Source organism: uncultured Kordia sp., from assembly GCF_947496985.1.
Classification (GTDB): Bacteria; Bacteroidota; Bacteroidia; order Flavobacteriales; family Flavobacteriaceae; genus Kordia.
On sequence record NZ_CANMEZ010000003.1, the window covers coordinates 596782 to 622185 of the forward strand.

General features: G+C 31.8%; 14 protein-coding genes. All 14 read left to right on the plus strand.

Annotation, left to right across the window (positions count from 1 at the left end):
• Position 1 precedes the first annotated feature (1 nt).
• The 14 genes from Q0828_RS11095 (at position 2) to Q0828_RS11160 (ending at position 25390) form a co-directional block, all read left to right on the plus strand.
• Complete coding sequence (locus Q0828_RS11095; protein WP_298420550.1) at positions 2–2242, plus strand: contractile injection system tape measure protein; 2241 nt, start codon at positions 2–4, stop codon at positions 2240–2242.
• A gap of 29 nt (positions 2243–2271) precedes the next feature.
• Positions 2272–6399, plus strand: coding sequence for a hypothetical protein (locus Q0828_RS11100; RefSeq protein WP_298420552.1), 4128 nt, complete (start codon positions 2272–2274; stop codon positions 6397–6399).
• A gap of 32 nt (positions 6400–6431) precedes the next feature.
• Entirely contained in the window at positions 6432–7127 is a 696-nt protein-coding gene (locus tag Q0828_RS11105; RefSeq protein ID WP_298420554.1) for a hypothetical protein, read from the plus strand.
• Between the two features lie 33 nt (positions 7128–7160).
• A complete protein-coding gene (locus Q0828_RS11110) occupies positions 7161–7808 on the plus strand; it encodes a hypothetical protein (RefSeq protein ID WP_298420556.1) in 648 nt (215 codons plus the stop codon).
• Between the two features lie 76 nt (positions 7809–7884).
• Positions 7885–10611, plus strand: a complete 2727-nt coding sequence (locus tag Q0828_RS11115; RefSeq protein ID WP_298420558.1) for a hypothetical protein — start codon at positions 7885–7887, stop codon at positions 10609–10611.
• A 102-nt stretch (positions 10612–10713) separates the two neighbouring features.
• Positions 10714–12018: an ATP-binding protein gene (locus Q0828_RS11120; RefSeq protein ID WP_298420560.1), complete on the plus strand. Its 1305-nt coding sequence runs from the start codon at positions 10714–10716 to the stop codon at positions 12016–12018.
• 723 nt (positions 12019–12741) lie between these two features.
• Positions 12742–13212 (plus strand): hypothetical protein, encoded by a 471-nt coding sequence (locus tag Q0828_RS11125; protein WP_298420562.1) that lies wholly within the window; start codon positions 12742–12744, stop codon positions 13210–13212.
• Positions 13213–13292: 80 nt separating this feature from the next.
• Entirely contained in the window at positions 13293–13970 is a 678-nt protein-coding gene (locus Q0828_RS11130) for a hypothetical protein (protein WP_298420564.1), read from the plus strand.
• A gap of 149 nt (positions 13971–14119) precedes the next feature.
• Positions 14120–14518 carry a hypothetical protein gene (locus Q0828_RS11135; protein ID WP_298420566.1) on the plus strand — a complete coding sequence of 133 codons (399 nt, stop codon included), beginning with the start codon at positions 14120–14122 and terminating at the stop codon, positions 14516–14518.
• A 49-nt stretch (positions 14519–14567) separates the two neighbouring features.
• A complete protein-coding gene (locus Q0828_RS11140; RefSeq protein ID WP_298420568.1) occupies positions 14568–14996 on the plus strand; it encodes a hypothetical protein in 429 nt (142 codons plus the stop codon).
• A gap of 19 nt (positions 14997–15015) precedes the next feature.
• Complete coding sequence (locus Q0828_RS11145; RefSeq protein WP_298420570.1) at positions 15016–17124, plus strand: tetratricopeptide repeat-containing sensor histidine kinase; 2109 nt, start codon at positions 15016–15018, stop codon at positions 17122–17124.
• Between the two features lie 3 nt (positions 17125–17127).
• Positions 17128–17766, plus strand: a complete 639-nt coding sequence (locus Q0828_RS11150; protein ID WP_298420572.1) for a response regulator transcription factor — start codon at positions 17128–17130, stop codon at positions 17764–17766.
• A gap of 135 nt (positions 17767–17901) precedes the next feature.
• A complete protein-coding gene (locus Q0828_RS11155; RefSeq protein ID WP_298420573.1) occupies positions 17902–21531 on the plus strand; it encodes a T9SS type A sorting domain-containing protein in 3630 nt (1209 codons plus the stop codon).
• Between the two features lie 265 nt (positions 21532–21796).
• On the plus strand, positions 21797–25390 hold the full coding sequence (locus Q0828_RS11160) for a T9SS type A sorting domain-containing protein (protein WP_298420574.1): 3594 nt from the start codon (positions 21797–21799) through the stop codon (positions 25388–25390).
• Positions 25391–25404 lie beyond the last annotated feature (14 nt).

Genomic DNA, 25404 nt, shown 5'->3' on the forward strand with positions numbered 1-25404 from the left:
CATGCATACGATTCATAACATAGCATTTGAAATAGATGTGAATCATGAAGGACAGCAACTTTCTTGGGAAGAATATTATGCGAAGTTTTTTGAAGATCGATTGTTGCCAAAAATTGAAAATCTTTGCAACAATTGGGATGCAAAACATCCAAACAGAAAATGTAGTATAGATGAAATTGACATGAATGTTGAGGTTGATAGTTTAAATCTTGAAGAACTACAAGAGAAAATTATCACTAAAATAAACGATCAATTACACATTCTAAATGAAAATGGAACAACGGCAAACGGAAGCGTGCGTGCAACAATCACTTCCTTGGCGTCTCCATTTGATGCATTGGTACAATACCTTAAAACGGGAATCTTACCAGCGTATATTTCTGTAAAAATATTCAAAGAATGGTTGGGGAATATCATACAATTTACAACTGCTGAAAAAACAACACTAACGGCACTTTTTTCTAAAAATTCAATAACTATAGAACGAATGTTATCGCTATTGCGAAACAACTATGAAAAATTTGCTGAAATAATTGAAGCAGATCAGAAAATCACAAAACAATACATAAAGCTTGAAAAAACATTCTTTAAAAAATTTGTAAAAGCAATCTGTGAAAAATCACAAATAACATATCAAGAAAAACAAACAGAAATTTGGTTCAAAACCTTAGGTCTTAGCAGTTCATTAGCTCAATTTTCAAAAACATTCTTACAATTATTTGAGCCAAAAGCGCTAACAGAACAAAAACGCCTAGTAAATACTAATGCTCACTATCTTTCAGTAGCAATATTACAAGCCATAATTCAAAACGAATTGCAACAATCAATACAGATATCAATTGCTAAAATATTTGATATAATTTCTGTTGTGAGTTCTGAATCAAAAACGGAAGATAAAAGTCATAAAATCATTGATCAAACAAAAAGTAAAAAGACTGATGATATAGAAAATAAAGTTGAAATAACAAGCTCACAGAATGCTCAAAATGATGTTGATGTAACAAAGAATACAACACAAGATAAAAATACTGATCAAACAAAAAAAATCACAAAATCATCAAAAGAAATAGAAAATAAAGCTAATGAAGTAGGTAATACTACAATTCAAAATAGGTCAGAAGATGTTCAAAATGAAATAGATAGAAAAGATATTTCTAAAACGAACACAAACAAACAGCCTATCTTAGATAATAACCAAAAAGAAGTAGTAAAAGAGAAAAATTTAACTAAATCTGAATTAACACAAAATAGCAAGAAAACTATACAAACCTCAAAAGAAAGTAATCAAAGGAGCAACAATCAAATAGAAAATAGCCAGAAAGTTGTAAATACTAAAACTGAAAATATTTCAAATGATTCTACATCTTTTAATCGAGAAGTAAATAATGAAATCGCAACGCAATCAAAGGAAAACACAACAAAAGGTAATATTGTAGAAAACAATACTTCTGTAAATAAACATTTACAAGAAAAAGAAGAATCGAATCTTTCCACATCCAGTGACAATATAAATACTGTAGAAACTTCTAATGTATTTGAAAATGAAAAGAATACAGAAAATGTAGGAGTCGCAAAAAGCAATAGTAATGCTGAAAAATTAGCAAACAAAGAAAATATAGAGAATACCAACAGTACAGTAAAGGGTAGCATAGTTATAAACAGTCAAGAAAACAGCGATACAACTTCAAAGCCAGCAATAGACAATACCATCTTTGAAAAACTATCTAGAAATAATATTCTTGTGCGTGAAATTCCACTAACAACAGAAAAAGCAGGATTAATTCTATTAAATCCATTTCTAGCAAGGTTCTTTGAAGGCGCAAAACTTGTCGATGCAAACAATAAAATCTCAGACATAGGAAAAGCATGTATGTTATTACATTTCTTAGCTACAGGAACAGAAGATGTTACAGATGTAGAACTTACGCTTGAAAAACTATGCTTAGGAATTCCGCTAGATACCATTATCAACTATCAAATACCACTTACAGAAGCAGACAAAGCACTCTGTGATGAATTATTACAAGCTGTAATACAACATTGGTCAGTATTAAAAAATAGTTCAGCAAATACGCTAAGAGACATGTTCTTAAAAAGAGAAGGGAACATCACACTAAAAGAAGATAGTATAAAACTAGTTGTAGAACGTTTAGCACAAGACATATTATTAGATAAAGTACCGTGGAGTATAGGATTATTCCAATTAAAATGGATGGACAAAAGAATGCATATTGAATGGTAAATTAACTATAAAACTACTATAAATACACAATGATTACAGCGCGCACTCAACAAAACACTTCTGAAAAATCGAAAGGAAATAACTCTCGGTCAAGTATGTTTATTGCGCCAACGCAACTGAAAAAAAATAACGAAAATACTGCCGATGATAAAGAAGTTGATCTATTTATAACACCTACGCAACAACAAAGTATAAAAAAAGATACAGCAAAGGAAAATACAAATACAACTGAAAATACAGCTAAAATAACTGTTGCTACGCCAACAAAAACTGAAAGTGTAGAGGAGAAAAAGGAAGAAATAATAGTTAATGAAACTCAGGAAACAACAGAAGGAAAAACTGAAAAGACACCAACAGTAACTACAGAAACTTCCACAGCAGAAACAACTGCGAAAACTGAAGCAAAAGCAACTGGCGAGTCCAAAACAACACAAAAAGGAAAAGCCAAACAAGGTGGCGGAGGTGGAAAAGGATACAATGTTCCAGATGCTACTAAGGCAGGTGTAGTAGAAAAAGAAAAGGTAAAAGAAGAAGAAGCTCCACTAGTATTATCAACAGAAAACAGTAAAGTATACGCAGACGGATTAGCAAGCCAAAAACCAACAAACTTTATAAGAGGTGTAAAGGAGTCACATATTGCGTCAGCAGAAGTACAAGCCAACGAACAAAATACACTAAAAGAGTCACTTCCAGAAATAGAACAGCCTACAGGAATACCAATAAAGTCAGCGATACAAAAACAAAAAGCGAAAGCGCCTTCTGAAAAAGCTGGTGAAAAAATAAAAGGAGACAAATCAATCTTACCAGATTTAAGTCCGAAAGGAAAAAAAGAAGGTGCCCAAATAGCTACCAAAAGTATTCAACCAAGAAGTTCGGTATTAGCGCGAATTCGTAGTTTTTTTGGTTTAGGAAAAAATGGAAGCGAAGAAGATCGCAAATCACAAATAAAAAGTGGAATCAGGAAGTTACCAACATCTGAAAGTGTAACAACAAACCCAGGGAAGAAACCAAAAGTAGATCTAACTGGACAAGCTAACCCAGGAAAAAACAAGCAAAATTTAGACGAATCTACAGCTACAACGACTAAAGAACAACAAAAAAACTTAGCGGAGAGTAAGCTATACAAAGGTGAAGATGATATCTATCCAGAAATGGAATTAGAAATGTTATCACCAACGGTAGAATTATCACAGCCACCAAAAACAAATCAACTCGCTAGCGAAATGCCAGAATTATCTGCTGAGGTTAAAAACAATTTTGATGCAAATGCAAAAGCAAAACTAGACGCAGATTTGGCGCCACATATGGAGCAACAAAATGCTGAATATGTAAAAATGCAAGCTGATCAAGATAAAGAGCGCCAAAAATCAGAAAAAGACATTGATAAAGAAACACAACGTGTAAAAAAAGAGCAAGAAAAAGCACAAAGTACAGCAAAATCAGAAGTAGATACACAACGCGGTGAATGGCAAAAAGAAAATGAAAATGTCAAAAAAGAATACAGTGAGAAATCTGAAACAGAAAAGAAAAAAATAGATGGTCAAATTGATGCTAAAGTCAAAGATGCAGACACAAAAATTGGTCAAGAATATAGCAAAGCTAAAAGAAAAGCTGATCAAGAAGTAGCAAAGACAGATAGAGAAGCAGCACGTAAAAAAGCACAAGCCAAAAAAGATTCTGAAAAGAAAAGTTGGTGGGACAGAGCTGTAAGTGCAGTAAGTAACTTCTTTGACAAACTAAAAGCTGGACTCAACAAACTTTTTGATGGATTACGAAGTCTCGTAAAAGGACTCATAGAAGCGGCTAAAAAGTTTGCGAACAAATTAATTGATCTTGCCAGAGATGCTATAGTGGGAATGATTAAAGTATTCGGTGAAGCCTTAAAAGCGTTAGTAAATGTCGCATTAGCTGCATTCCCGAAACTTCGCGATAAATTTAATGCAGCAATAGATAAAGCCGTAAACTTTGCTGTAGAAGCGGTAAATAAGCTAGCAGAAGGACTCAAAAAAGCGGTAAATGCATTGTTAGATTTATTAGGAGCCGCTTTAGATGCAATTCTTGCCGCATACCAAGCATTCTACAATTTATTGTTAGACGCAATGAAATTCTTAACAGTTGGATTGATAAAAATCATGCAAGGACTTGCGAACCTAGTAAGTGCAGCGATAGAAATGCCAGGGAATTTCTGGGGACAACTTTCAGAAGAATTTTTAGGCATGGATGTTACAAAACCATTACCATTTGAACGAAACACTCCTTACACAATACCTGGCGAGCCAGATACTGTAGCAACAAGCGTTAATCCTGTACAAGCATATGCAAATAAAGGGAATTATACACCTGAAGATTTTGTGGTAGAATTTGTGCCAAATAACATGGAATTATCTCAGGAATTAATGTCGCGAATAACGATGTTACCAGAAAATGGTGAATTACAATTTGGAGATTCAAATGTTGAAACCATGGAGCATCTAAACATGGCTAGTGCTGCAAGTTCAGCAACAGCAAATACTGGTGATACAGGAATCACAGAAAATAATAGTAGCGGAAGTGATGGTGGTGGCGCAATGACAATGCCAACAGAATTATATGGTAATACAACAGGGCAAATAGATTGGTTTATAAACAAACAAAGTGCACAAGCACCGAAAAATGTGCCAGATTCTGCAGAAGGCAAACAAGCAGCAGAACAAAGTGCAATTCCTCCAGGAATGCGTGTATTAGAACCACTAAGTGTAGGTGACCGACTCTATTATCTAAAAACACAAATGATGACAGCCATTCAGAAAAAATGGCAAGAAAACAAAGCTCTATACATCACTATCGGAACACTGGTCGTATTAGCAATAACAGCATTAGCCATTGCTACTGGTGGCGCTATATTCTCGCTTGTTCCACCAGCATTACAAATATTTGCAGCGCTCATGGCTGGAGCAGCATTACTAAAAGCATCTGGATTCTTTGGAACATACATGTCAGAAGGTTGGGCAGGAAACATTGTCAAAGGTGGAGCTGCATTAGCACGCGCAATTGGAATTTTATTAGTAGAACTAATTTTCATCCTATTATTTGACATGTCTACGTTGTTAAAAGTATTGAAATCTGGTGTAAAAGGCTCTGTGAAAATGGCGATTACAGGAACTAAAAATACTTTCAAAGCACTAGGAAGCGGACTCAAAGCATCTGGAAAAGGACTCATGAAAACAGGTTCTAAAGTTGTAACTGGTATCAAAGGGATAGGAAAAGGAGTTGGGAAAGGTGCCAAAACATTAGATGATTTTGCCAAGCGAATGATGAAAAAAGCCAAGTTTAAAGGATTCAAATTTAAACGAAAAGGAAAATGGTTCCAAATCTACGGAAGTGTGAATCCTTGGGTATTATTGGCTAGTGGAAAACTCGAGGAAATAGATACCAAACAAGGAAAAAAAATTGGAGAAGATGGTAAGTTTATATTGAAAAATGGTGAAGAGGTAGATGGTATTCTTGTGGCAACAAGCAAAACAGATCCAACAAAAGGGACTAAATATTATGAAAAACTAAAATTCAATACTGATGAAGCTAATATTGAAATATTCACAAAATTATTAGCTGAAACAGATCTTGCTGCTAGAGTAAAAATGATGAGCGGTGTTATTAAAATTGATTATGAAGCACTTGCCAAACTAATAGGTAAAAAAGGAGCGAAAGCCGTAAGAGAAAGAGGTAACTTAAGAAAAGCCCTTTTAGAAGCTTTGAAAAAGAGTGGTAAGAAAATGAAAACTGAATTGTTTGAAGCACATCATATATTACCAGTAGAGCTCTTAAAAACAAGTCCTATACTACAAAAAGCCGTAAAAGGTGGTTTTAAATTTAATGATTTGATTAATGCAAAATGGGCAAAAAAATACAGTAGCAAAGTAAAAGCTTTAGAAGATGGTATACATTCTAGTCATGGAACATACACAAAAAATGTTGGAGAATTTATGGAGAAGGAATTGCTTAAGTATATGGATGAAATAGGTGTTGATGGAATTGAATTTTTATCAAATACGCAAGCAAAAATCTTTATGAATAAATTTGCTAAAAAAATAGGAAGTAAAATTGATAAATTAGTTGAAGCGAACAAATCATTACCTTTAAAAGATAAAAAGAGACTTAATGATATGGTTTTTGATTAACTCTTATATAATAATGATTGAAGAAATATACAATGGAAAATTTAAAGTATTATAGACTGGAAAGTAGTAGTGATATAGAAGAGATAGGAGACATCTTCGCGAAGTCTGTTTACCAAATTCATGATTTTATTGATCCTGATAATAATACAGAAGAACGTTTTGAAAAATATAGCGATTTTTCGGGTTGTATTGATGAGGAATTAGATTTAACAAAATTTGCAGTCATGAGTCAAGCTAAAATAACAGACTTACTAAGTGCTAGATTCTTTTGGCATAAATGTTTCTACAGCGCAGATTTTATTACATTATCTAAAAAATTTACACTAGAAAATAGTAAAATCATACCATGCAAAGTTCATCATGAAAATGATACATATGATTATTTTCTTCTAGAATTACTGCGAACGTTATCCATTGTAGATTTTGAAAAATCAGAATTTACAATCTTTGATGATATAGCCGAAGAACCTAAGTATATCTATAAAGACAAAATAACTGAAACTACCTATTTTGATGTTTTACGGAAAATAGCTAAAGATTCTGATTATGAATTGACAATGAAACCTACGAAAGTAGTTTTAAATAGACCGTCAGATTTGTTTTTTCTTAGGTTGGATAATGGATTTTATATCTCTAATCAATTTAAAGAAGCAATTGAAAAAGAAAAACTAACAGGATTTGAATTTTCTGAAAGACCTTTAAAATTCGAATTTTATAAAAATTGGTAATGCAAAAAAATTATCAAATCAAACCAAACTGCCATGAAAACAACAGAACTTATACTACTTATTTGCGGAGGAACACTATTTCTATGTTCGTTAGCATTTATGTTTCTACTATTTAAAAAAGATAAACCGATGACCAAAATGATTTGGTTTATGATTTTGTCATTTATCATGATGGGATTTTCGGTAATATCAGAAGCAAATGTTGTCGGATTATTTGAATACAAAAAAGAAGAAGTATTATTAGATGTAGAATCTCTTACGAATGCATTAGCAAAATGTCCTGAAAACGAAGAAATAAAAGATCAACTTGCTAAAAAAGTAAATCTTTATGTAGAAAAAGAAGAAGAGCCCGAAACTAAAAAACCTGAAGAAATTAAAAAAATAGGAACAGCATTGATCGCACTTGGAAATGATGAAAAAGCGATTTCCTATTCAGATAAAATACTTGCAAAAGACACTTCAAACCAAGTCGCAAAAGATGTAAAGAAATTTGCACAAACACATCAATACATCAAGGAAATGCCAACAAGTACAGAAGATAGACGAAAATTAGCTCGTAAAATAGCAGTCAATATCGAAGAATTAGAAAAATCGCCAACAGTACAAAAAGAACAACTAATTCAACTTAAAAACATGTACCGAAAAACAGTAACAGAAATCAAAAAAACGGAATCACAATAATACCCATATGTAGCTAAAAAATTGAAAAAAACTATTTTGTATATTTATTTCTTACAAAATTAACCAACCAAGTTTTATGAAAAAAGTAATCGAATGCCTTAAAAATTTCCCCACATGTGCCATTAATGGAATTTATAAGTTTTCTGCCTCATTTAATAAATTCAGGCGTGCTTCTTTCTTAAGTCTTATCATTTTAGCAGTCATATTTTTATTGGTTCAAGCGCTAGATCAAGCTTACACACTTTTAATTGATATGATTGAAGGTGGTCCATTTTCACTAATACTTTGTTACATCATTATCTCTGTATTTGCCTTGGTTATTTCACACTATCCAATCTATATTTACTATGCAAAAGATATCAATGATAGTAAAGATGAAAACTATTGGTACATTCACAGATGGTTAAGAGTTTACAACGTATTTGTTTACAAAACAAAGCCTTTAAAACTGAATCCAAATGCTAAAAAGAAAGAATACAAACAAGATTATATGGCAAAATACTTGCGTTATACGCTTGGCTTATTCATTTTTTGTATTTGGCATTATTACATTCACGAAACATTCAAACCAAAACTTTTATATGCAGAAACTAGCAAAGCAATCATTATCATTCTAAAAATTCTATGTTACATCGTACCGTTTATCTTAATGGGAATAATGCTAGAAAAAAAGCGTTTGATTGACAAAGAAAACAAAGCATACAAAAAGACGAATGCAACAACTGATTCAACAGATGCGTATAAAAAGTTTAACAAAAGTGGAGAATTATTTTTCTTAACAATACTAACTGTATCGGTATTGTTGCTTCTTGGGATTTCATTTTTTGGTCAGTTTAACTGCACAACGTATTTCTTACTACAACTATTAACATTCTTTCTATCAGTAACATATATATACTTTCGTTTATTCAGATCAAAAATATACGATTCAAGTGCAGCGCCAATCATCAAATACATTAGCATTGATTTTAACTACATTTTATTCTTCTTTATTGTTGCTTTAGGTGTGGTAGCACTCTTAATCCAAAGTAACCTAGCAGTTGCTTTTGGTTGGACATACATCATCAATGCAATGCCTATTTTATTGGCATACATTTACCTAATCTACTATACATTAGCATGTATCTTAAAATATTTATTTGTAATGCAAGCCATCAAGCGACAATCAGATGCGTACAATGATGGTAAAATAAATGTAAAAGAATACTATGATACACTTGGGTATTCAAGCGATGGAATCTTAAAAATCATATCACTAGAAAGCCAAGAAGGAGTCGTACGTAGAAGTAAAAAAGTAGTTGCGTATTCCATAACGCTAGTCATTCTATTTATATCATTAACCTTTATGTTTAGTGAACGAGAAGTACATCAATTAGATACAGACGCCAGTCATATTGTCCGAAAAGATTCACTTCATATCAATGATTATAAAGCAGTATTAAAAAACAAAGTAGCCAATAACAAGCCATTATTTTTTGTCGCTTCTCACGGAGGTGCTTTAAAAGCGAATATTTGGACAATGAAAGTATTAAATGAAATACAGAAAGAAACCAATGGAGCATTTTTACAGCAAACAGCTTCTTTTTCAGGAGCTTCAGGTGGTATGATGGGACTTTCTATGTATTCAGTACTTGCTGGAAAATATAAAAATGAATATGATAAAATCACAGATAGAATTAATACAGTAGCTTTAACTGACTTTGCTTCAATGGATATTTCATACACACTTGGCTGGGATTTTATTAGAAAAGTATATCCACTAAACGCATATGCAGCTCCACACAAAGACAGAGCGTACTATTCCATGGTGGCGTATCAGAATATCTTAGAAAGTAAAGATGGTTGGTTATTAGATAATAATTCGTTTTTATCCTATTGGAAAGATAACATATACGATTCCAATGTATATTTTCCAGCTTTATTAGTAAACACAGCTAAAACAAATGGACGACGAGGTGTATTTTGTTCAGTTTGGTATGATGATGAAAATCTATTTTTAAATGCAGATAATCTATCACAATTAGACAATGGTGAAGCTGTTTCTTTCTATCAAGGAGTTTCTTGTACAAATCGTTTTCCAGGATTCAGTCCAGCAGCAAAAATTAAAAACTACGGACATTACATTGATGCGGGTGCAATAGACAATAGCGGATTACTCACAAGTTTAGATTGGTATGATAATCTAAAAAATGGAGATAATCCTGTTATAAAGAGAGAAACCAATGTTGTATTTGTAGAAATTATCAATGGACTCAGCAATTATGTAAAATATCTGCTAGAAAAATTTAAAGAAGAACATCCAGAAATAACATTCGTTGAGTTTGATGAAAAAGAACAAGGAAATCTATCAGCAGTTATAAGTGCAGGCGCTAACTTAGACAAAAATCCAGATTATTTCAGTGATTTAATCAAACGCTTACAAGAACGTGGTAGAAAACCTGAAAGTCAACTAACAGATTCAATTTCAAGAGCCATAAATTCAAAAAAGTACAAAGTAACACACATTCCAATTTATCTTCCAAGAATCATTAGTATCAAAAATGTAGAATCCTTCATTGGCGGTGAAATTGAAGATGAAAAAATAAGAGATTCATTAGAAATTTTCTTAGAGAAAGAAAACAAAAAAATATACAAATATGCCGAAACGAAATCAAGTAAATGTTCATGGGAAACTTATGAACCTACGTTGGCTAGGCATTTAAGTAAGAGTACATTATTGTATTACGAAAGAGTATTAAATGGAGATAAAGGAGTTTCAAAAAACATAGATAGTATCAAAAAACACTTAGGACTTCTTAAATAATGTAAGTTATACCTAAAAAATAGGTGTTTTTCCCGTAGTCTAAGTTTAGGATTCTTCCGTACTTTAAATCTTAAAAATTACGATTAAAACTCCTGTGTATATATGAAGGTAGAAATCATAAATTATATAAAAGATGCAGTTCGTTATAGACTTGTAAAAAGCTCTGGAAGTGATGAAAATTTTGAATTTCCAGTATTTGATTTTACTGTTGATGACTCAGAATTTTCAAAATTTGTGATTGAAAATGACTTGCAATTATTTGAAATACTCGTTCTTTTATTATCTATTTTACCGCATGTAGCACCCGGTTTTTTAACAAGTATACTATCTGAATATTTTCCAAATGGGAGCGACTTCCCTGAATTTGGAGGCGTCAAAGGAACCAACTACCGTGGTATCATTCCGACAGGAGAAACTGCACTTTATATCATAGCAGGTGATAATTTTTTAGCTCGAAACTTTGTAGTAAAAGCGTTTGACGAAAGTCATATATTTCATAAAAAATCAATACTTTCATTAGGAACTGCGCCAGACGGAGAACCTAAAATTAGTGGAAAACTAATGTTAGATAATGAATATATTGAATTATTCGTTTACGGATCTATTTCTAAACCAAAATTAAGTCAAGATTTCCCTGCCGAATTGCTTGAAACTACAATGGAATGGGACGATTTAGTCTTACAAGAAAAAACACTCAATGAAGTCAATAATGTATTAGTTTGGATGGAACACAACAATACATTACTCAACGACTTTAATATGGAAGGCAAGATAAACCCTGGTTATAAAGTCATGTTTTTTGGTGCGCCAGGTGTTGGAAAAACACTGACAGCAAGTTTGATGGGAAAGCATACCAATAAAGATGTTTACAGAATTGACTTATCATTAGTAATATCTAAATACATTGGAGAAACTGAAAAAAACCTATCACAACTCTTCAACAAAGCAAAAAACAAAGATTGGATTCTCTTCTTTGACGAAGCTGACGCCATCTTTGGAAAGCGTACAGGTGTTCGTGATGCGCATGACAAATATGCTAATCAAGAAGTATCATTCTTACTACAACGTATAGAATCACATTCAGGATTGGTTATTTTGGCATCAAACTACAGAAGTAATATTGACAAAGCATTTACGCGTAGATTTCAATCCATTATCGAATTTGAAAATCCAGGCGTTGAAGAACGTCGTACACTTTGGGAAAAATACATTCCTGATGCATTCGTATCGGAAGAACTGGATTTAGATGTCATTGCTGAAGATTATGAAGTTACAGGAGCAAACATTGTAAACATTGTGCAATATGCGTGTTTAGCTGCTTTAGCTGAAAATGAAAACAGATTATCTAATGAAATGCTGATAACTGCTATTCAACGTGAGTTTATAAAAGAAGGAAAGATGGTATAGTTTAAAAAACTATAACGAATGATTTTCTCTCTTTATAATTAAGCGTGTTCCTGAAAGTAAAACGTGCAATTCATTTTGTTTTCCAAAAAAGTAAGAGAAAATAGCTATGGAACCAATCGTGAAAATGAACGCATAAAAATTCGGATAACATTAGGTCTAGAACCATCTTCCCTAAGGTTTGACTTGTAAGTGTTTCTAAAATAATAACCAAAAATCGAAGCTTAGACATATAATCTTTCTGAATGCCCAAAAGAACCCATAATAAGGGGAAGAAATATGGCAATAAAAGTAATCACTACCATATCTATTAAAAAAATTATAAGTCGTACAGGTATATCTACTTTTTTGCATCTTTTAAAATTCATAAAATAAAAATAGATTGTTCAAATATATAACATGTAGAATACTATTATTCTAGTTGAAAACGAATATAAAACTTCCCTAAAGTATTAAAATTATAAAATCGTCTGACCTATGTAGTCACTACCGTATAATTATTGAAAGCCCAATGCTTACAAGTGTTTAAATCCTTTTTCTATAATTAAACCTAAAAAAATAAAAAAATCTCACATAAATAGGTGAGACAAAAATACCGTATATGTGTGTTTTATAGCAGTTGTGCTAATACTAGTTTTGGAGTGTACAAAAATAATGATCATTACCACAGGTGGAATCTGAAAAGCCTTAAGAGAGTAAGAACAAAAAATTTTAACCAAAACAATTATGTCAACAATTACAGCAGTAAAAAGTAACGAAGTATATGAAGGATTCGATATACAATCAGTTAGAAAATGCACTCCTAAAGTAGCAGGATTTAGAGTTTGTGCCGAATTAACAGCAAACGGAGATGGTTCAGTACAAATTAGATTAACTGCAGAAACTCCTTTTGGAAACTATTCAAAAACATTTTCATTCAGTGCAGACGCAGATTTTGAATTTAAACCAATTTCTAAGGTATCGATTAAAGTGTCTATTAGAAATTTTAAAGTGACAAAACAGGTTATTAGTTTCAACTTAAAATTAGAAGGTTGCATTGATTTCCCTTGGCCAGTTGGGAAAAAATGTGTGAGTAAATCATTTGCAATTTCATTGCCAATGCCAGTTTTAGCGGCAAAAAACACGGAAGAATTATCATCGGGAGATCTCGCATTACTATTATTAGCCGCTCAGAACGACGAATGTAATTGTTCATAATACAAAAAAAATACTAGGAAATGGCGCTATCCGAAAAGCCATAAATAGAGTAGGAGAAATTTTTTAAAACCAAAACAATTATGTCAACATTTAATTTAAATACAGCGTTTACAGACGAACAGTTAGAAGTAATATATGCCACAGGAACTAATATTATAGTGGCAAAACCAACAGGTGGAGAAAATCCAAATGTTGCTTGGCAAGTTTTTAAACCAATGCAAGCCAATACATTAACATGGAAAGAAGAATATGGAATCTATGCTTCTACGAGTCAAGTTGAAAATGGGGCTACACTTAATCAACTCTCTAGTGTGCCAGTTGGAGCAATTCAAAACAAACTATACACTTTAGAAAGTAATGCTACTATTTCAGGACCTGCAAGTGGTGGAGCTCCAGATTCGTATGCATTACAAAATAAATATGCAGAAAAACCATTTATGACGGTTGGATTATTCCAAGACGCGAATGTTAATGGAACAGAAATCACAGGAAATGCAGTTTCTGCAGTTCCAGTATTATTAGCAAGTACGGCAATAATGACGCCATATACAACGGTTTATATCTGGTTACAATCACAAGTAGTAAGTAATACGGTAGTAACAACAGTAACTTCTCCAATGACACAGTTAAAATTTGGCGGAGGTGTTAATACGATTTCTGTAAAATATGATTCTAGTACAGGAATATTCATTCCTGCTGATGATAAGTCAAGATCGTTAGATGCTTCATTAATTACACATATAGATGCAAATTTATAAGTCAGTTTATTTTTTTACAGGGCACTTTTAGGATTGCCCTGTAATTTTAAACAATAAATAAGATGTATTTACATACAAGAAGCAACTATATTTTACTAACTTAATACCGTTAAAACTGACTAAACACTAACAATAAAACGAATCAATCTATGTCACTAATTAAAAAATTTAATGCTCACGTATCTCGAAATAAAGGAGATGTAGCGAATGAAGTATATGTATACATCACAATTTTGAGTCAATTCTCTAATGTTGAAATAAAGGCTTTTGAAGTAAAAGATTTACGAAACTTAAATGAGGAAAAAGATGTGGCAGGAGTTTTAAATTTAGATGTTCATATTCTAAGAAAAGAAGGTGCAATAGTATTGAAAAAGCCAACATTAATCTATAAAGTTTTTGAGTTTAATACTAATGAATTAGACTTTAGATTTAATGAAAAAAATGACTTCATATTCTTAATCAATGTAATTACTAATGAAAAACCAACGGGAACGAAACGTACAGTAATTACATATGAAGATACAGATGTAATTGATGATACTTTATAGCATCTTTTAAACTACTATAACTAACAAATACTTACCATAAATCATGGAAATGAGTCCACAAGAAATATCAAATATTGAAATTAGAATACAACGTGAAAATAAAGCAGAAACTAATAAAATATTAGTATATGCAACAGCATGGACAACGATACCTAACCTAAAATTCAAAGATTTTGAAAACAAAGATTTGAATAATATAAACATCATATGGGAAGATTTAGATTTGAAACTCTTAGAATTAAAGTTATATCTAATACCCGATGATGGAAATGAGCCACCAGTTAGGAGGTTTTATGCAATCAATTATTTTCTTGAAATCATAAATAATGAAAATGCAAAATTCGAATTTAATAACAAAGACAATAATGTGCTTCTTACGAAAGTATCAATGAAAGTAGGTACAGCAGATCCTACGGGAACAAAGCGTACGGTAATTACTTATGAAGATACTGATATTATTGATGATACTGATAAATAATATATGTGATTCTTCAGGAATGAAATATACTATAAATCATAAAATTATAAGCATTTTAAGCTGTGTTATGATGCTTTCTACATGTTTTGTTGGTTGTAAACAAGAAAAAGTTTTAACAACAACAAAACATGTACAACATATTGATAGTCTAAATATACTTGCTTTTGATTTTTTAAGAAAAAGAGCTTGGGAGCATTGTTACACACTTGCTAAAAAAGCAGATTCTTTGGCTACGTTGCATACTTATAAAAAAGGTCAAGCCAAAAGTTTGCGAATTCAGGCACATTATTGGAATAACAAAAATAAGTTAGATAGTGTATTTCGTGTATTAAAACAATCTGAACAATTAGAACAATCAAATAAGAATTACAAAGGTTTACTTGCTGTATACAATACAAAAGCATTATTATTTAAGAAAAATGAATTCTATGATGATGCGTTGGAAAACTATAAAAAAGGATTGGCAATTATTGATAGTAGCATTACAGAAAAACAACAGAGTAGAACACATGTAAATATTGCAAATGTATATACTGTTACTGGTATTTATGACTCTGCGGTATATCACTACCAAAAATCTTTATTACTCAACAAACAAGAAGTAATCGATAGACAAACAATTGTAACTTATGTAAACCTGGGAAATGTCTATAGTTTATCAAACAATTACAAACTTGCAGAATTCTACTATACCAAAGCATTAGATCATTATAAAGAAAAAGCAAACATAGTACAAGAGGCGAAATTATATAATAACTTGGGAGCATTATTTTATGAAAAATCGGATGATGAAAAATCATTGGCTTATTTCAAAAAAAGCATTGCGCTAAAAGAAAAAATTGGAGATTCATTTCAACTAGCGCGCGGATATTTAAACATAGCGGAATTATATGTTGAAAGAGACGCAGATTTGACAATTAATTATTTAGATAAAGCGGCGCTCTACTTTAACGCTCAAAAAGACAGTTCATACATCGCTAAAATTCATATTTCCAAAGCAACTATATATCAAAATAACAATCAAATTAAAAAAGCGAAAGCCGAATTAGCGAAAGCTTTAGCGCTATCAAAAAATGCTTCAAACCTTACAGTAGAAAGATATTTAGCCAAAAAACAAAGTGAATTTGCATTTAATGAAGGAAACTATAAAAAAGCATATGAATATCAATTAGTATATGAAGTATTAAACGATTCTGTTTTTAATGAACAAAAGCTATGGGAAATGGCAGCATCAGAAAAAGAATATCATTCACAAGTCAAAAAAGCAGAAATTTCATTACTCGAAAAAGATCGTGCATTAGCGGAAGAAATTGCTTCACGAAAAGAATCAGAAAACAAAAAACTATATGCATATCTCTTTGCTTTCGCGATCATTCTCTGTTTGGTAGTCATCATAGCAATCTACTTTTACAAACTCAAAAAAGCGGCGAATCAATTAGCGGAACAACAAAAAATAGTACTCAAACAAAAAATACAAAACTTAGTCAATGATCAGGAAATTGAAATTATAAACGCCACATTATCAGCAAAGAAAAAAGAAAAAGAAGAGATTTCTAAAGAGCTGCATAACAACATTGGAAGCTTATTAACATCTGTGAAATTTCACTTTCAAGCATTTGATAAAAACATCATAGAAGAACATGAAGGCACCAAAAAACTCTATGAAAAAACAAATCAGATCTTAGACAATGTAACTGATGAAGTTCGAAACATTTCACATCGGTTTGATAAAGATCCAATTCCTGATTTCAACCTAGAAAACGCGATTACAAGTTTTTCTAAAAAAATAGAAAATCAACAATTAAAAGTAAGTACAACCATTCATGGTTTAGAGAACTTTGAAAACTCACAAATCAGTATTTTTATTTTCCGAATCTTACAAGAATTAGTCAACAATGTACTAAAACACGCAGCTGCGAGTGAGTTAAGTATCAATATTACACGAAATACAGATCAAATAAACATGATGGTAGAAGACAATGGAAAAGGATTTGATATACAAAAGGAGGAAAGTGGAATAGGTTTAAAAAATCTAAAAAAACAATTAGCAACAATAGACGGTTCGTGTCATATAGATTCTAATGAATCGCGCGGAACAATTATAAATATTGACATTCCAATACAATAATCTATGAAATTACTCATATGCGATGATCACAGTTTAGTTTCTGAAGGTATCGAATTGATGCTGCAAAATAGTTCAGAAACCTTTGAAATACATATTGTTACCTCAGGGAAAGAAGCACTTCAGTTTTTGCAATCTACCACAATTGATGTTTTGATTTTAGATATCTCTATGCCCGAAATGGATGGTTTGAATGTATTAGATGCTTTAAATGATTTAGAACTTAGTATGAATGTATTAATGCTCACAATGCACAATCAAATTGAATATATCAAAAATGCAATGCAAAAAGGTGCAAAAGGATACATTCTAAAAAATACAAGCAAAGAAATGTTGATAGAAGCCATTCACAAAGTTGGAAAAGGAGAAACCTTTGTAGATCAGCGTTTAACGAATATTCTAATCAATGACTTAACAAATGTGCCAAAAATTGAAACAATCAAAAATGTAAAACTCACACCTCGTGAAATAGAGGTGTTAAAACTAGTTGCTCAAAACAAAAAAACCAAAGAAATTGCCCAACTACTATTTGTTTCTGTAAACACAGTACAATCGCACAAAAAAAACTTGTATAGCAAGCTCAATATTCATTCCGTTTCAGAATTGGTGAACTACGCCATAAAGCATGGTTTTGTGGAGTTGTAAAGTGTAAATATTATAAAAAATGGATACAATTTATAAAAACAGACGAATGATTTGTTAAAGTATAGAAAAATATAGTTTTTATTTTTTTAATTTTGTTTAGAATATTAACATATACCGATTAACATACCAAACAAAATGAAAAAAAAATTACTATTACTGTTATTATACCTAATTAGCAGCCATATTGAAGCGCAAATTGGTTTTCAGGAATCCGTTGTTATTGATTATACCTATTCAGTCCGAGCACCTTTGATGGCTAAATCTGCAGATATTAATTGTGACGGAGATATAGATGTTGTTGCAATAGGAGGAGAAGGAATAAACTGGTTTGAAAATATTGATGGAACTGGAAGTTTTGGTGACAAAAATTCTATTTCTGCTAACAGTTCAGTTAAATCGATACACTTAGCAGATTTTGATAATGATGGAGATGTAGATGTATTGAATGTTACAAACAACACTTTTGAGCTTCTTAAAAATACAAACTGTACAGGAGAGTTTGAGTCCTTTGTTACAATTACTCCAAATAATCCTTCTGGGACTGTTCCTGTATTTCCTGTTGATTTTGATGGTGATGGCGATATAGATGTTGTATCTTATTACAGAAGCTACTCGCCAAGTGTGAGAAGATTAATTTGGTATGAAAATATTGACGGTAATGGAAACTTTGCTACAGAACAAATTATTTCTGACGATACTTCATCTATTGATAACACTTCTATAATATATGTTGATGATATAGACGGAGACAACAATCAAGATATTATTTTAGGATCTTATAACCTAGATAAAATTGTTTGGCTTAAAAATTTAACCAATGGAAATTTTAGCGCAGCAACAACAATTACAAGCACAACGGATGGAGTTGTAGCAATATATACTTCAGATATTGACAACGATGGAGATAAAGATGTCATTGCGGCGTCACAAGTGGATAATGAAATTAATTGGTATGAAAATCAGGATGGTTTAGGTGATTTTAGTGCTGCAAATAATGTTACGACCAATGCTACAGAAGTAAAAGAGATTCATATAGCAGATGTCAATAATGATAATAATAAAGATATTTTACTAGCTGCGTCTAGTTATAATACAGGATTTACACCTGCAGATGATAATAAAATCGCATGGTTTAGCAATGCCAATGGTGATGGTAATTTTGGAAGCGAGCAAATTATTTCTACAAAAGCTATCGGATCAAACTTTGTAACGGTAGCGGATATTGATGGTGATAATAATCAAGATGTTATTTCATCATCCAAAGATGATGATAAAGTAGCTTGGTATAATAATGTAAATGGCGATGGCACTTTCGGTAGAGAAACTATTATAAGTAGAAGAATACAGTATCCTAACAATGTATATCATGGTGATTTTGACGGCGATGGTGATGTTGACATATTAGCAACTTCACAACACGATGCAAAACTAGCATGGTTTGAAAATGTAAATGGACTTGGCTTTTATGGGAAACAATATATAATTACTGAAAATGCAGGGACTGGTAATCAGGTTCCTAAAGCCTATCCTGTTGATATTGACGGCGATGGTGACTTAGATATAGCTTTTGCTCATTATACAAAATTGGCATGGCTAGAAAATGTTGACGGTAAGGGAAACTTCACTACAGAACACCTTATCAATGATAGTGGTACTGGAGCAACTATTATTCGTTCAGGTGATTTTGATGACGATGGTGATATGGATTTGGTATATGGTGTATACAATTCAAATAAACTTTTTTGGCATGAAAACACAGATGGAAATGGAACATTTGGAGCTGAACAAGTAATTTATGATTCAGGCGGAAACAACGGATCTCTTACTTCTCTTGAAGTAGCTGATTTAGATGATGATAATGATCTAGATATTATTGCATCTTCTTTTAATACTAATATGTTCCTTTATAAAAACTCAAATGGATTGGGAGATTTTCAAAGTGAACACTTTTCTATATTTAGTAGAAAACAAGCAGTTTATCCAGCCGATGTAGATGGTGATGGTGATAATGATATCATTGCGGTTAGTGCCAATGGTGGTGGTGGTTTTGATGCGGTTGTTTGGTATGAAAATTCCAACGGTAATTTTTATTCGGAACACGATATTTCAACGCTAACAATTCATGGTAGAGAAATCTATGCTGCTGACATAGATAACGATGGAGATATGGATGTTGTAACGGCTTCTGGTCATTCACAAACTTCTGGAAAATTAGCTTGGTATGAAAATACAGATGGAAACGGAAACTTTGCTGATAGACAAATTATTGATGAAGCTTTTGACTTTACTAGAGGACAATCAGTAACCATTGCAGATGTAGATAATGACAACGATATGGATATTATAGCGGCATTTGGATATTTCGCTAATTCATACATAGGAAAAGTTTCTGTATATGAAAATATTGGAGTTTTAGGGAATAGAATTGAAGGTAATGTACGTATAGATACAAATGCAGATGGTTGCACAAATGATGATATAGTTGGAAGTAATCTTATGGTGATTGCTGACAATGGAAGCAATAGTTTTGCAACATTTACGAATGAAAATGGAGCATACCAAATTGCAACTACCGCAGGAAATTTTACAACAACGATTACATCTGAATTGCCAAACCATTTTACCGCAAATCCAACTTCGCATATGTTCAACTTTGCAGGATTAGGAAATCAATATACAGCTGACTTTTGTATTGAACCTGTAGGTGTTGTCAATGATCTAAATATCAACGTATATCCAACGTTAGGATCTCCAAGACCAGGTTTTGATACTTCATATCGAATAGTATATAAAAATAATGGAACAACGCAATTAAACGGAACTATTACATTTGAATTTGATAATACTAAAATGCAATTTGTTACTGCTAGCGAAACCGTAAGTGCTCAAACTAGTAATTTACTAACATTTGATTATTCAGCATTAAATCCTTTAGAAACAGGAATTATTGATCTTGATTTTACATTATTTGCTCCACCAACAACAAATATTGATGATGAATTAACTACTACAGTAACTATTAACCCAGTTTCTGGAGATGATACACAAGAAGACAATATATTTGAGTTAGAGCAGCTAGTTATAGGTTCATATGATCCTAATGATATTCAGGTATTAGAAGGTGACAAGATTACGATAGACGAAATAGATAAATATCTGCATTATGTTATTCGTTTTCAAAATACTGGGACAGCAAGTGCTATAAATGTCAATGTTGAACATATTTTTGATGCCAAACTTGATTGGCAAACGATGCAGTTGGAAAGTATGAGTCATAGTGGAAGTGTTGAAATTACAGATGGAGCTATGGTAAACTTTATTTTTAATAATATATACTTACCAGATAGTACTACAGACGAGCCTAATTCTCATGGTTTTATCGCTTTTAAAATAAAACCTAAAAGTGATGTAGAAGTAGGTGATATAATCAATGGAGTAGCAAGTATCTTTTTCGACTTCAATCCAGCTATTATCACAAATACCGTTAGTACAGAAATAGTAGAACCTTTATCTGTAGCTGAATTTCATAAGAATAATGTAGCTATTTATCCAAACCCAACGAAAGGATTGTTTACAATACGTGTAAATCGCGGAATTGAAAAATTAACAATATATGATATCAATGGTAGACAATTAAAAGCTGTTGAAGTAAAAAACAGTTTAAGAGAATATCAATTAAATATCAGTAATTTATCCAAAGGAATTTATTTTGTAAAAACTCAAACCGATTTAGGAATTCAAACACAAAAACTTATCAAACAATAAAGAAGTTATACAATATCAAAGACCGCTACTTTCTATAGTGAAGGCCTTTTATTCCATTTCTAAAAATAAACTCAATATTGACTCAATTTCAGAATTAGTTTGTTATGCTTATAAATATGGTTTTATACAGGGATTTTTAAGGAATAAAAAACGCAATTTTTCAACTGTTTATTAAGTAATAAAGAAAGTATATTTGTCAAAAAATTGTGAAAACCACTTCAATGATTGCATCGCTAACATTACATTTTAGTTAAAAATAAAATACATGATTAAAAAAATATTACCACTACTTGTACTATTTAATTTCTTTTGGTTAAATGCGCAACTTGATTTTTATAACAATGAAATCATAAACGAAGATGCTAGTGTTTCTGGCGCTTCCGAAGTCCTTTTGTCTGATGTTGATGGTGATGGAGATTTAGATGTTATCTCAAGTTCTTATGCTGCAAAAAAAATAGGATGGCAAGAAAACATTGATGGACAGGGCACATTTGGAAACTTAAAATTAATTACTGAAAACGCATACGAAGTTCGGTCTTTGTTTGATGTAGATATTGAGGGTGATGGTGATATAGATTTAATTTCGGCATCTGATGAAGATGGTAAAATTGCATGGTATGAAAATGATGGACAAGGTAACTTTGGGAGTCAAAATATTCTGGTTGAATACGCTTCAGCCGCGCGTTCAGTTTTTGGAAGTGATATAGATGGCGATGGTGATATTGATATTGTAGCTTCATATGATTGTTGCACGATTGCTTGGTTTGAAAATTTAGATGGTCAGGGAAATTTTGGAACAGCTAACAGTATAGCATATCTTTCTAATCCATCTTCAATGTACTTAGATGATTTAGATGGTGACGGTGACATGGATATTGTTACAAACTCTTTATTAGAAGACAACTATATAAAAATTGTATGGTTGAAAAATTTAAATGGACAAGGAGTTTTTGGAAGTCAAGAAGTAATTCATACGTATATACCAGAAATGAATTACTCAGTTGTTTCTCAGGTTTATGTTAGTGATATTGATGCTGATGGCGATAAAGATGTTATATACACGGCAAACAATCAAATGGGATGGATAGAAAATACGGATGCACTAGGAAACTTTACAAGTAGTCCTGCAAATATAGTTTACCAAAACAACTTACGAAATAGATTTGTGTCGGTAAAAACGAAAGATATGGATAATGATGGAGATTTAGACATCATTACTGGTGGAACTGAGTGGCATGATCCTGAACGAATTGCTTGGTATGAAAACTTAGATGGTTTAGGTAATTTTTCTTCAACACTGCATACCGTAAATAGAGACACAGAAGGAATTGCATCCATAGCTGTTGAAGATATAGATGATGACGGAAATGTAGATATTCTAGGAAGTTCTAGATATGAACATTCAAATGTATTTTGGCTTAAAAACTCTGGAGACAATATAGACTTTGGTGATCAAAAAATAATTTCTAGATATTGGTATACACCTTCGCGGTCAAGAGCAATTGATTTAGATAATGATAATGATTTAGACATCATTTATATAGTAAATTTAAATACATTAGTTTGGTATGAAAACTTAGACGGACTTGGCAATTTTAGTAATCAAATTGTTTTAAGTACAGAAGCTTCTGGTAAGTTACAGTTTTCAGATATCAATAATGATGGACATATAGATATAGTGACTTCATATGGAAATAACCTTATGTGGCTTGAAAATTTTGGTCAAGGTAATTTTTCTACTCCTAACGAAATAATAGCAAATCCCAATGTTGCCTCTACAGCTTTTCCTGCTGATATAGATGGTGATGGTGATGATGACATCGTTTCTATCAATCATGTAAATACAAGTTCTAATTATCTTGCTTACAATGAAAATTTGGATGGACTCGGTACTTTTGGACCTTTTGAAGTGATAACGTCAATGGGATCAAATAAACTGTCGCATCTTGAAATTAGAGATTTTGATGGTGACAATGATAATGATATTGTATATACTGGTGTTGATGGTTCTGGAAATTCAGGGCAAATGGGATGGATAGAAAATACAGGTGGATTAGGTAATTTTGGACCAAAAACAACAATTTTTAATGACGAATGTAATATTGTAAAATCTGTAGACTTAGATGAAGATGGTGATTTAGATTTAATAGCTGCTATGTATGAAGATCAGATTTTAGCTTGGTTTGAAAATGTAGATGGACTAGGAGGTTTTAGTAACAGAAGAATCATTTCAGAAGCAAATAGTTATGGTTCTAGAAATATTTATCCTGCAGATATCGATGGAGATGGAGACATGGACATAGTATCAAGTTCACATGAAGAATCAAGCGTTTTTTGGTATGAAAATTTAGATGGTTCAAATTTTGGTTCAGAACATGTAATTACGAATACTGTAGAAGAAGTTAATAGTGCATTTCCAGGAGATATTAATGGAGATGGAAAACTAGACATTATAGTTACGCAAGGTGATGATGATCATGCAGTATCATGGTATAGTAATAGCGGACTACTTTCAAACAGACTTAGTGGTATAATTCGCTTAGATATTGATAATGATGGCTGTGATAATGGTGATACAAGAATGGCGAATCTTATGGTGTCAACAACAAATGGAACAGAATCAATTTCAACATTCACAAATAATGCAGGTTACTATCAATTGTATCCTACGGAAGAAGGAATGTATACTACAACTATTGAATCAAACCTTGATTTTTATGATGTTGTACCAAATGCTGTAGATTCAAATTTTACTGGATTTGGAACTATAGAAAATGCAGATTTCTGCTTTACTGCGAATCAACTCGTAAATGATTTAAAAATTAGCATTATTCCTTTAGGAGACGCCAGACCTGGATTTACAAGTTCATATGCTGTTACATATCAAAATGTTGGAACTGTAGTACAAAGTGGAACATTATCCGTAGATTTTGATGATACTAAATTAAGTTTCTTATCTGCAACAGAAAGTGTTTTATCTCAAACAAGTAATCAGCTAACATTTGAGTATGATTACCTCAATCCATTAGAAATAAGAACAATACGGTTAGAATTTCAAATATTTCCTCCACCAACAGTAAATATTGATGAAACATTAACCTTTACAGGGGTAATAAATCCTATTCCAGGTGACAATAACCCTGTTGATAATACTATACAATTTGATCAAATACTAATTGGTTCATACGATCCTAATGATATTACAGTATTAGAAGGCCCACAAATTACAATAAATGAGGTTGATGAATACTTACACTATATTATCCGATTCCAAAATACAGGAACAGCAAGTGCAATAAACGTGCAAGTAGAAAATAACTTAGATCCAAATTTAGATCCAAGTAGTTTCATTCCTGAGTATGTAAGTCACAATCACTTTATAGAACTAAGAAATAACAGTAAACTAAAATTCATTTTCAATAACATTAATTTACCAGATAGTACCTCAAATGAACCAGGTTCTCATGGTTATATTGCTTACAAAATAAAACCAAGAAATACAGCTGCAATTGGTGACGTTATGAAAAATACAGCAGATATCTATTTCGACTTCAATCCAGCTATTATTACAAATACCGTTAGTACAGAAATAGTAGAACCTTTATCCGTAGTTGAATTTCATAAGAATAATGTAGCTATTTATCCAAATCCAACAAAAGGATTGTGTACAATACGCGCAAATCACGAAATTGAAAAATTAACAATATGTGATATCAATGGTAGGCAATTAAAAGCTGTTGAAGTAAAAAACAGTTTAAGAGAGTATCAATTAAATATCCGTAATCTATCCAAAGGAATTTATTTTGTAAAAACTCAAACCGATTTAGGAATTCAAACACAAAAGCTTATCAAACAATAATATCAAAAACTTAA

Bases quoted from the DNA above. Each gene is read 5' to 3' on its own strand.
- Q0828_RS11155 (WP_298420573.1), top strand. From the start codon at position 17,902: ATGAAAAAAAAATTACTATTACTGTTATTATACCTAATTAGCAGCCAT.
- Q0828_RS11135 (WP_298420566.1), top strand. From the start codon at position 14,120: ATGTCACTAATTAAAAAATTTAATGCTCACGTATCTCGAAATAAAGGA.
- Q0828_RS11160 (WP_298420574.1), top strand. From the start codon at position 21,797: ATGATTAAAAAAATATTACCACTACTTGTACTATTTAATTTCTTTTGG.
- Q0828_RS11130 (WP_298420564.1), top strand. From the start codon at position 13,293: ATGTCAACATTTAATTTAAATACAGCGTTTACAGACGAACAGTTAGAA.
- Q0828_RS11105 (WP_298420554.1), top strand. From the start codon at position 6,432: ATGGAAAATTTAAAGTATTATAGACTGGAAAGTAGTAGTGATATAGAA.
- Q0828_RS11120 (WP_298420560.1), top strand. From the start codon at position 10,714: ATGAAGGTAGAAATCATAAATTATATAAAAGATGCAGTTCGTTATAGA.
- Q0828_RS11125 (WP_298420562.1), top strand. From the start codon at position 12,742: ATGTCAACAATTACAGCAGTAAAAAGTAACGAAGTATATGAAGGATTC.
- Q0828_RS11140 (WP_298420568.1), top strand. From the start codon at position 14,568: ATGAGTCCACAAGAAATATCAAATATTGAAATTAGAATACAACGTGAA.
- Q0828_RS11095 (WP_298420550.1), top strand. From the start codon at position 2: ATGCATACGATTCATAACATAGCATTTGAAATAGATGTGAATCATGAA.
- Q0828_RS11100 (WP_298420552.1), top strand. From the start codon at position 2,272: ATGATTACAGCGCGCACTCAACAAAACACTTCTGAAAAATCGAAAGGA.
- Q0828_RS11145 (WP_298420570.1), top strand. From the start codon at position 15,016: ATGAAATATACTATAAATCATAAAATTATAAGCATTTTAAGCTGTGTT.
- Q0828_RS11150 (WP_298420572.1), top strand. From the start codon at position 17,128: ATGAAATTACTCATATGCGATGATCACAGTTTAGTTTCTGAAGGTATC.
- Q0828_RS11115 (WP_298420558.1), top strand. From the start codon at position 7,885: ATGAAAAAAGTAATCGAATGCCTTAAAAATTTCCCCACATGTGCCATT.
- Q0828_RS11110 (WP_298420556.1), top strand. From the start codon at position 7,161: ATGAAAACAACAGAACTTATACTACTTATTTGCGGAGGAACACTATTT.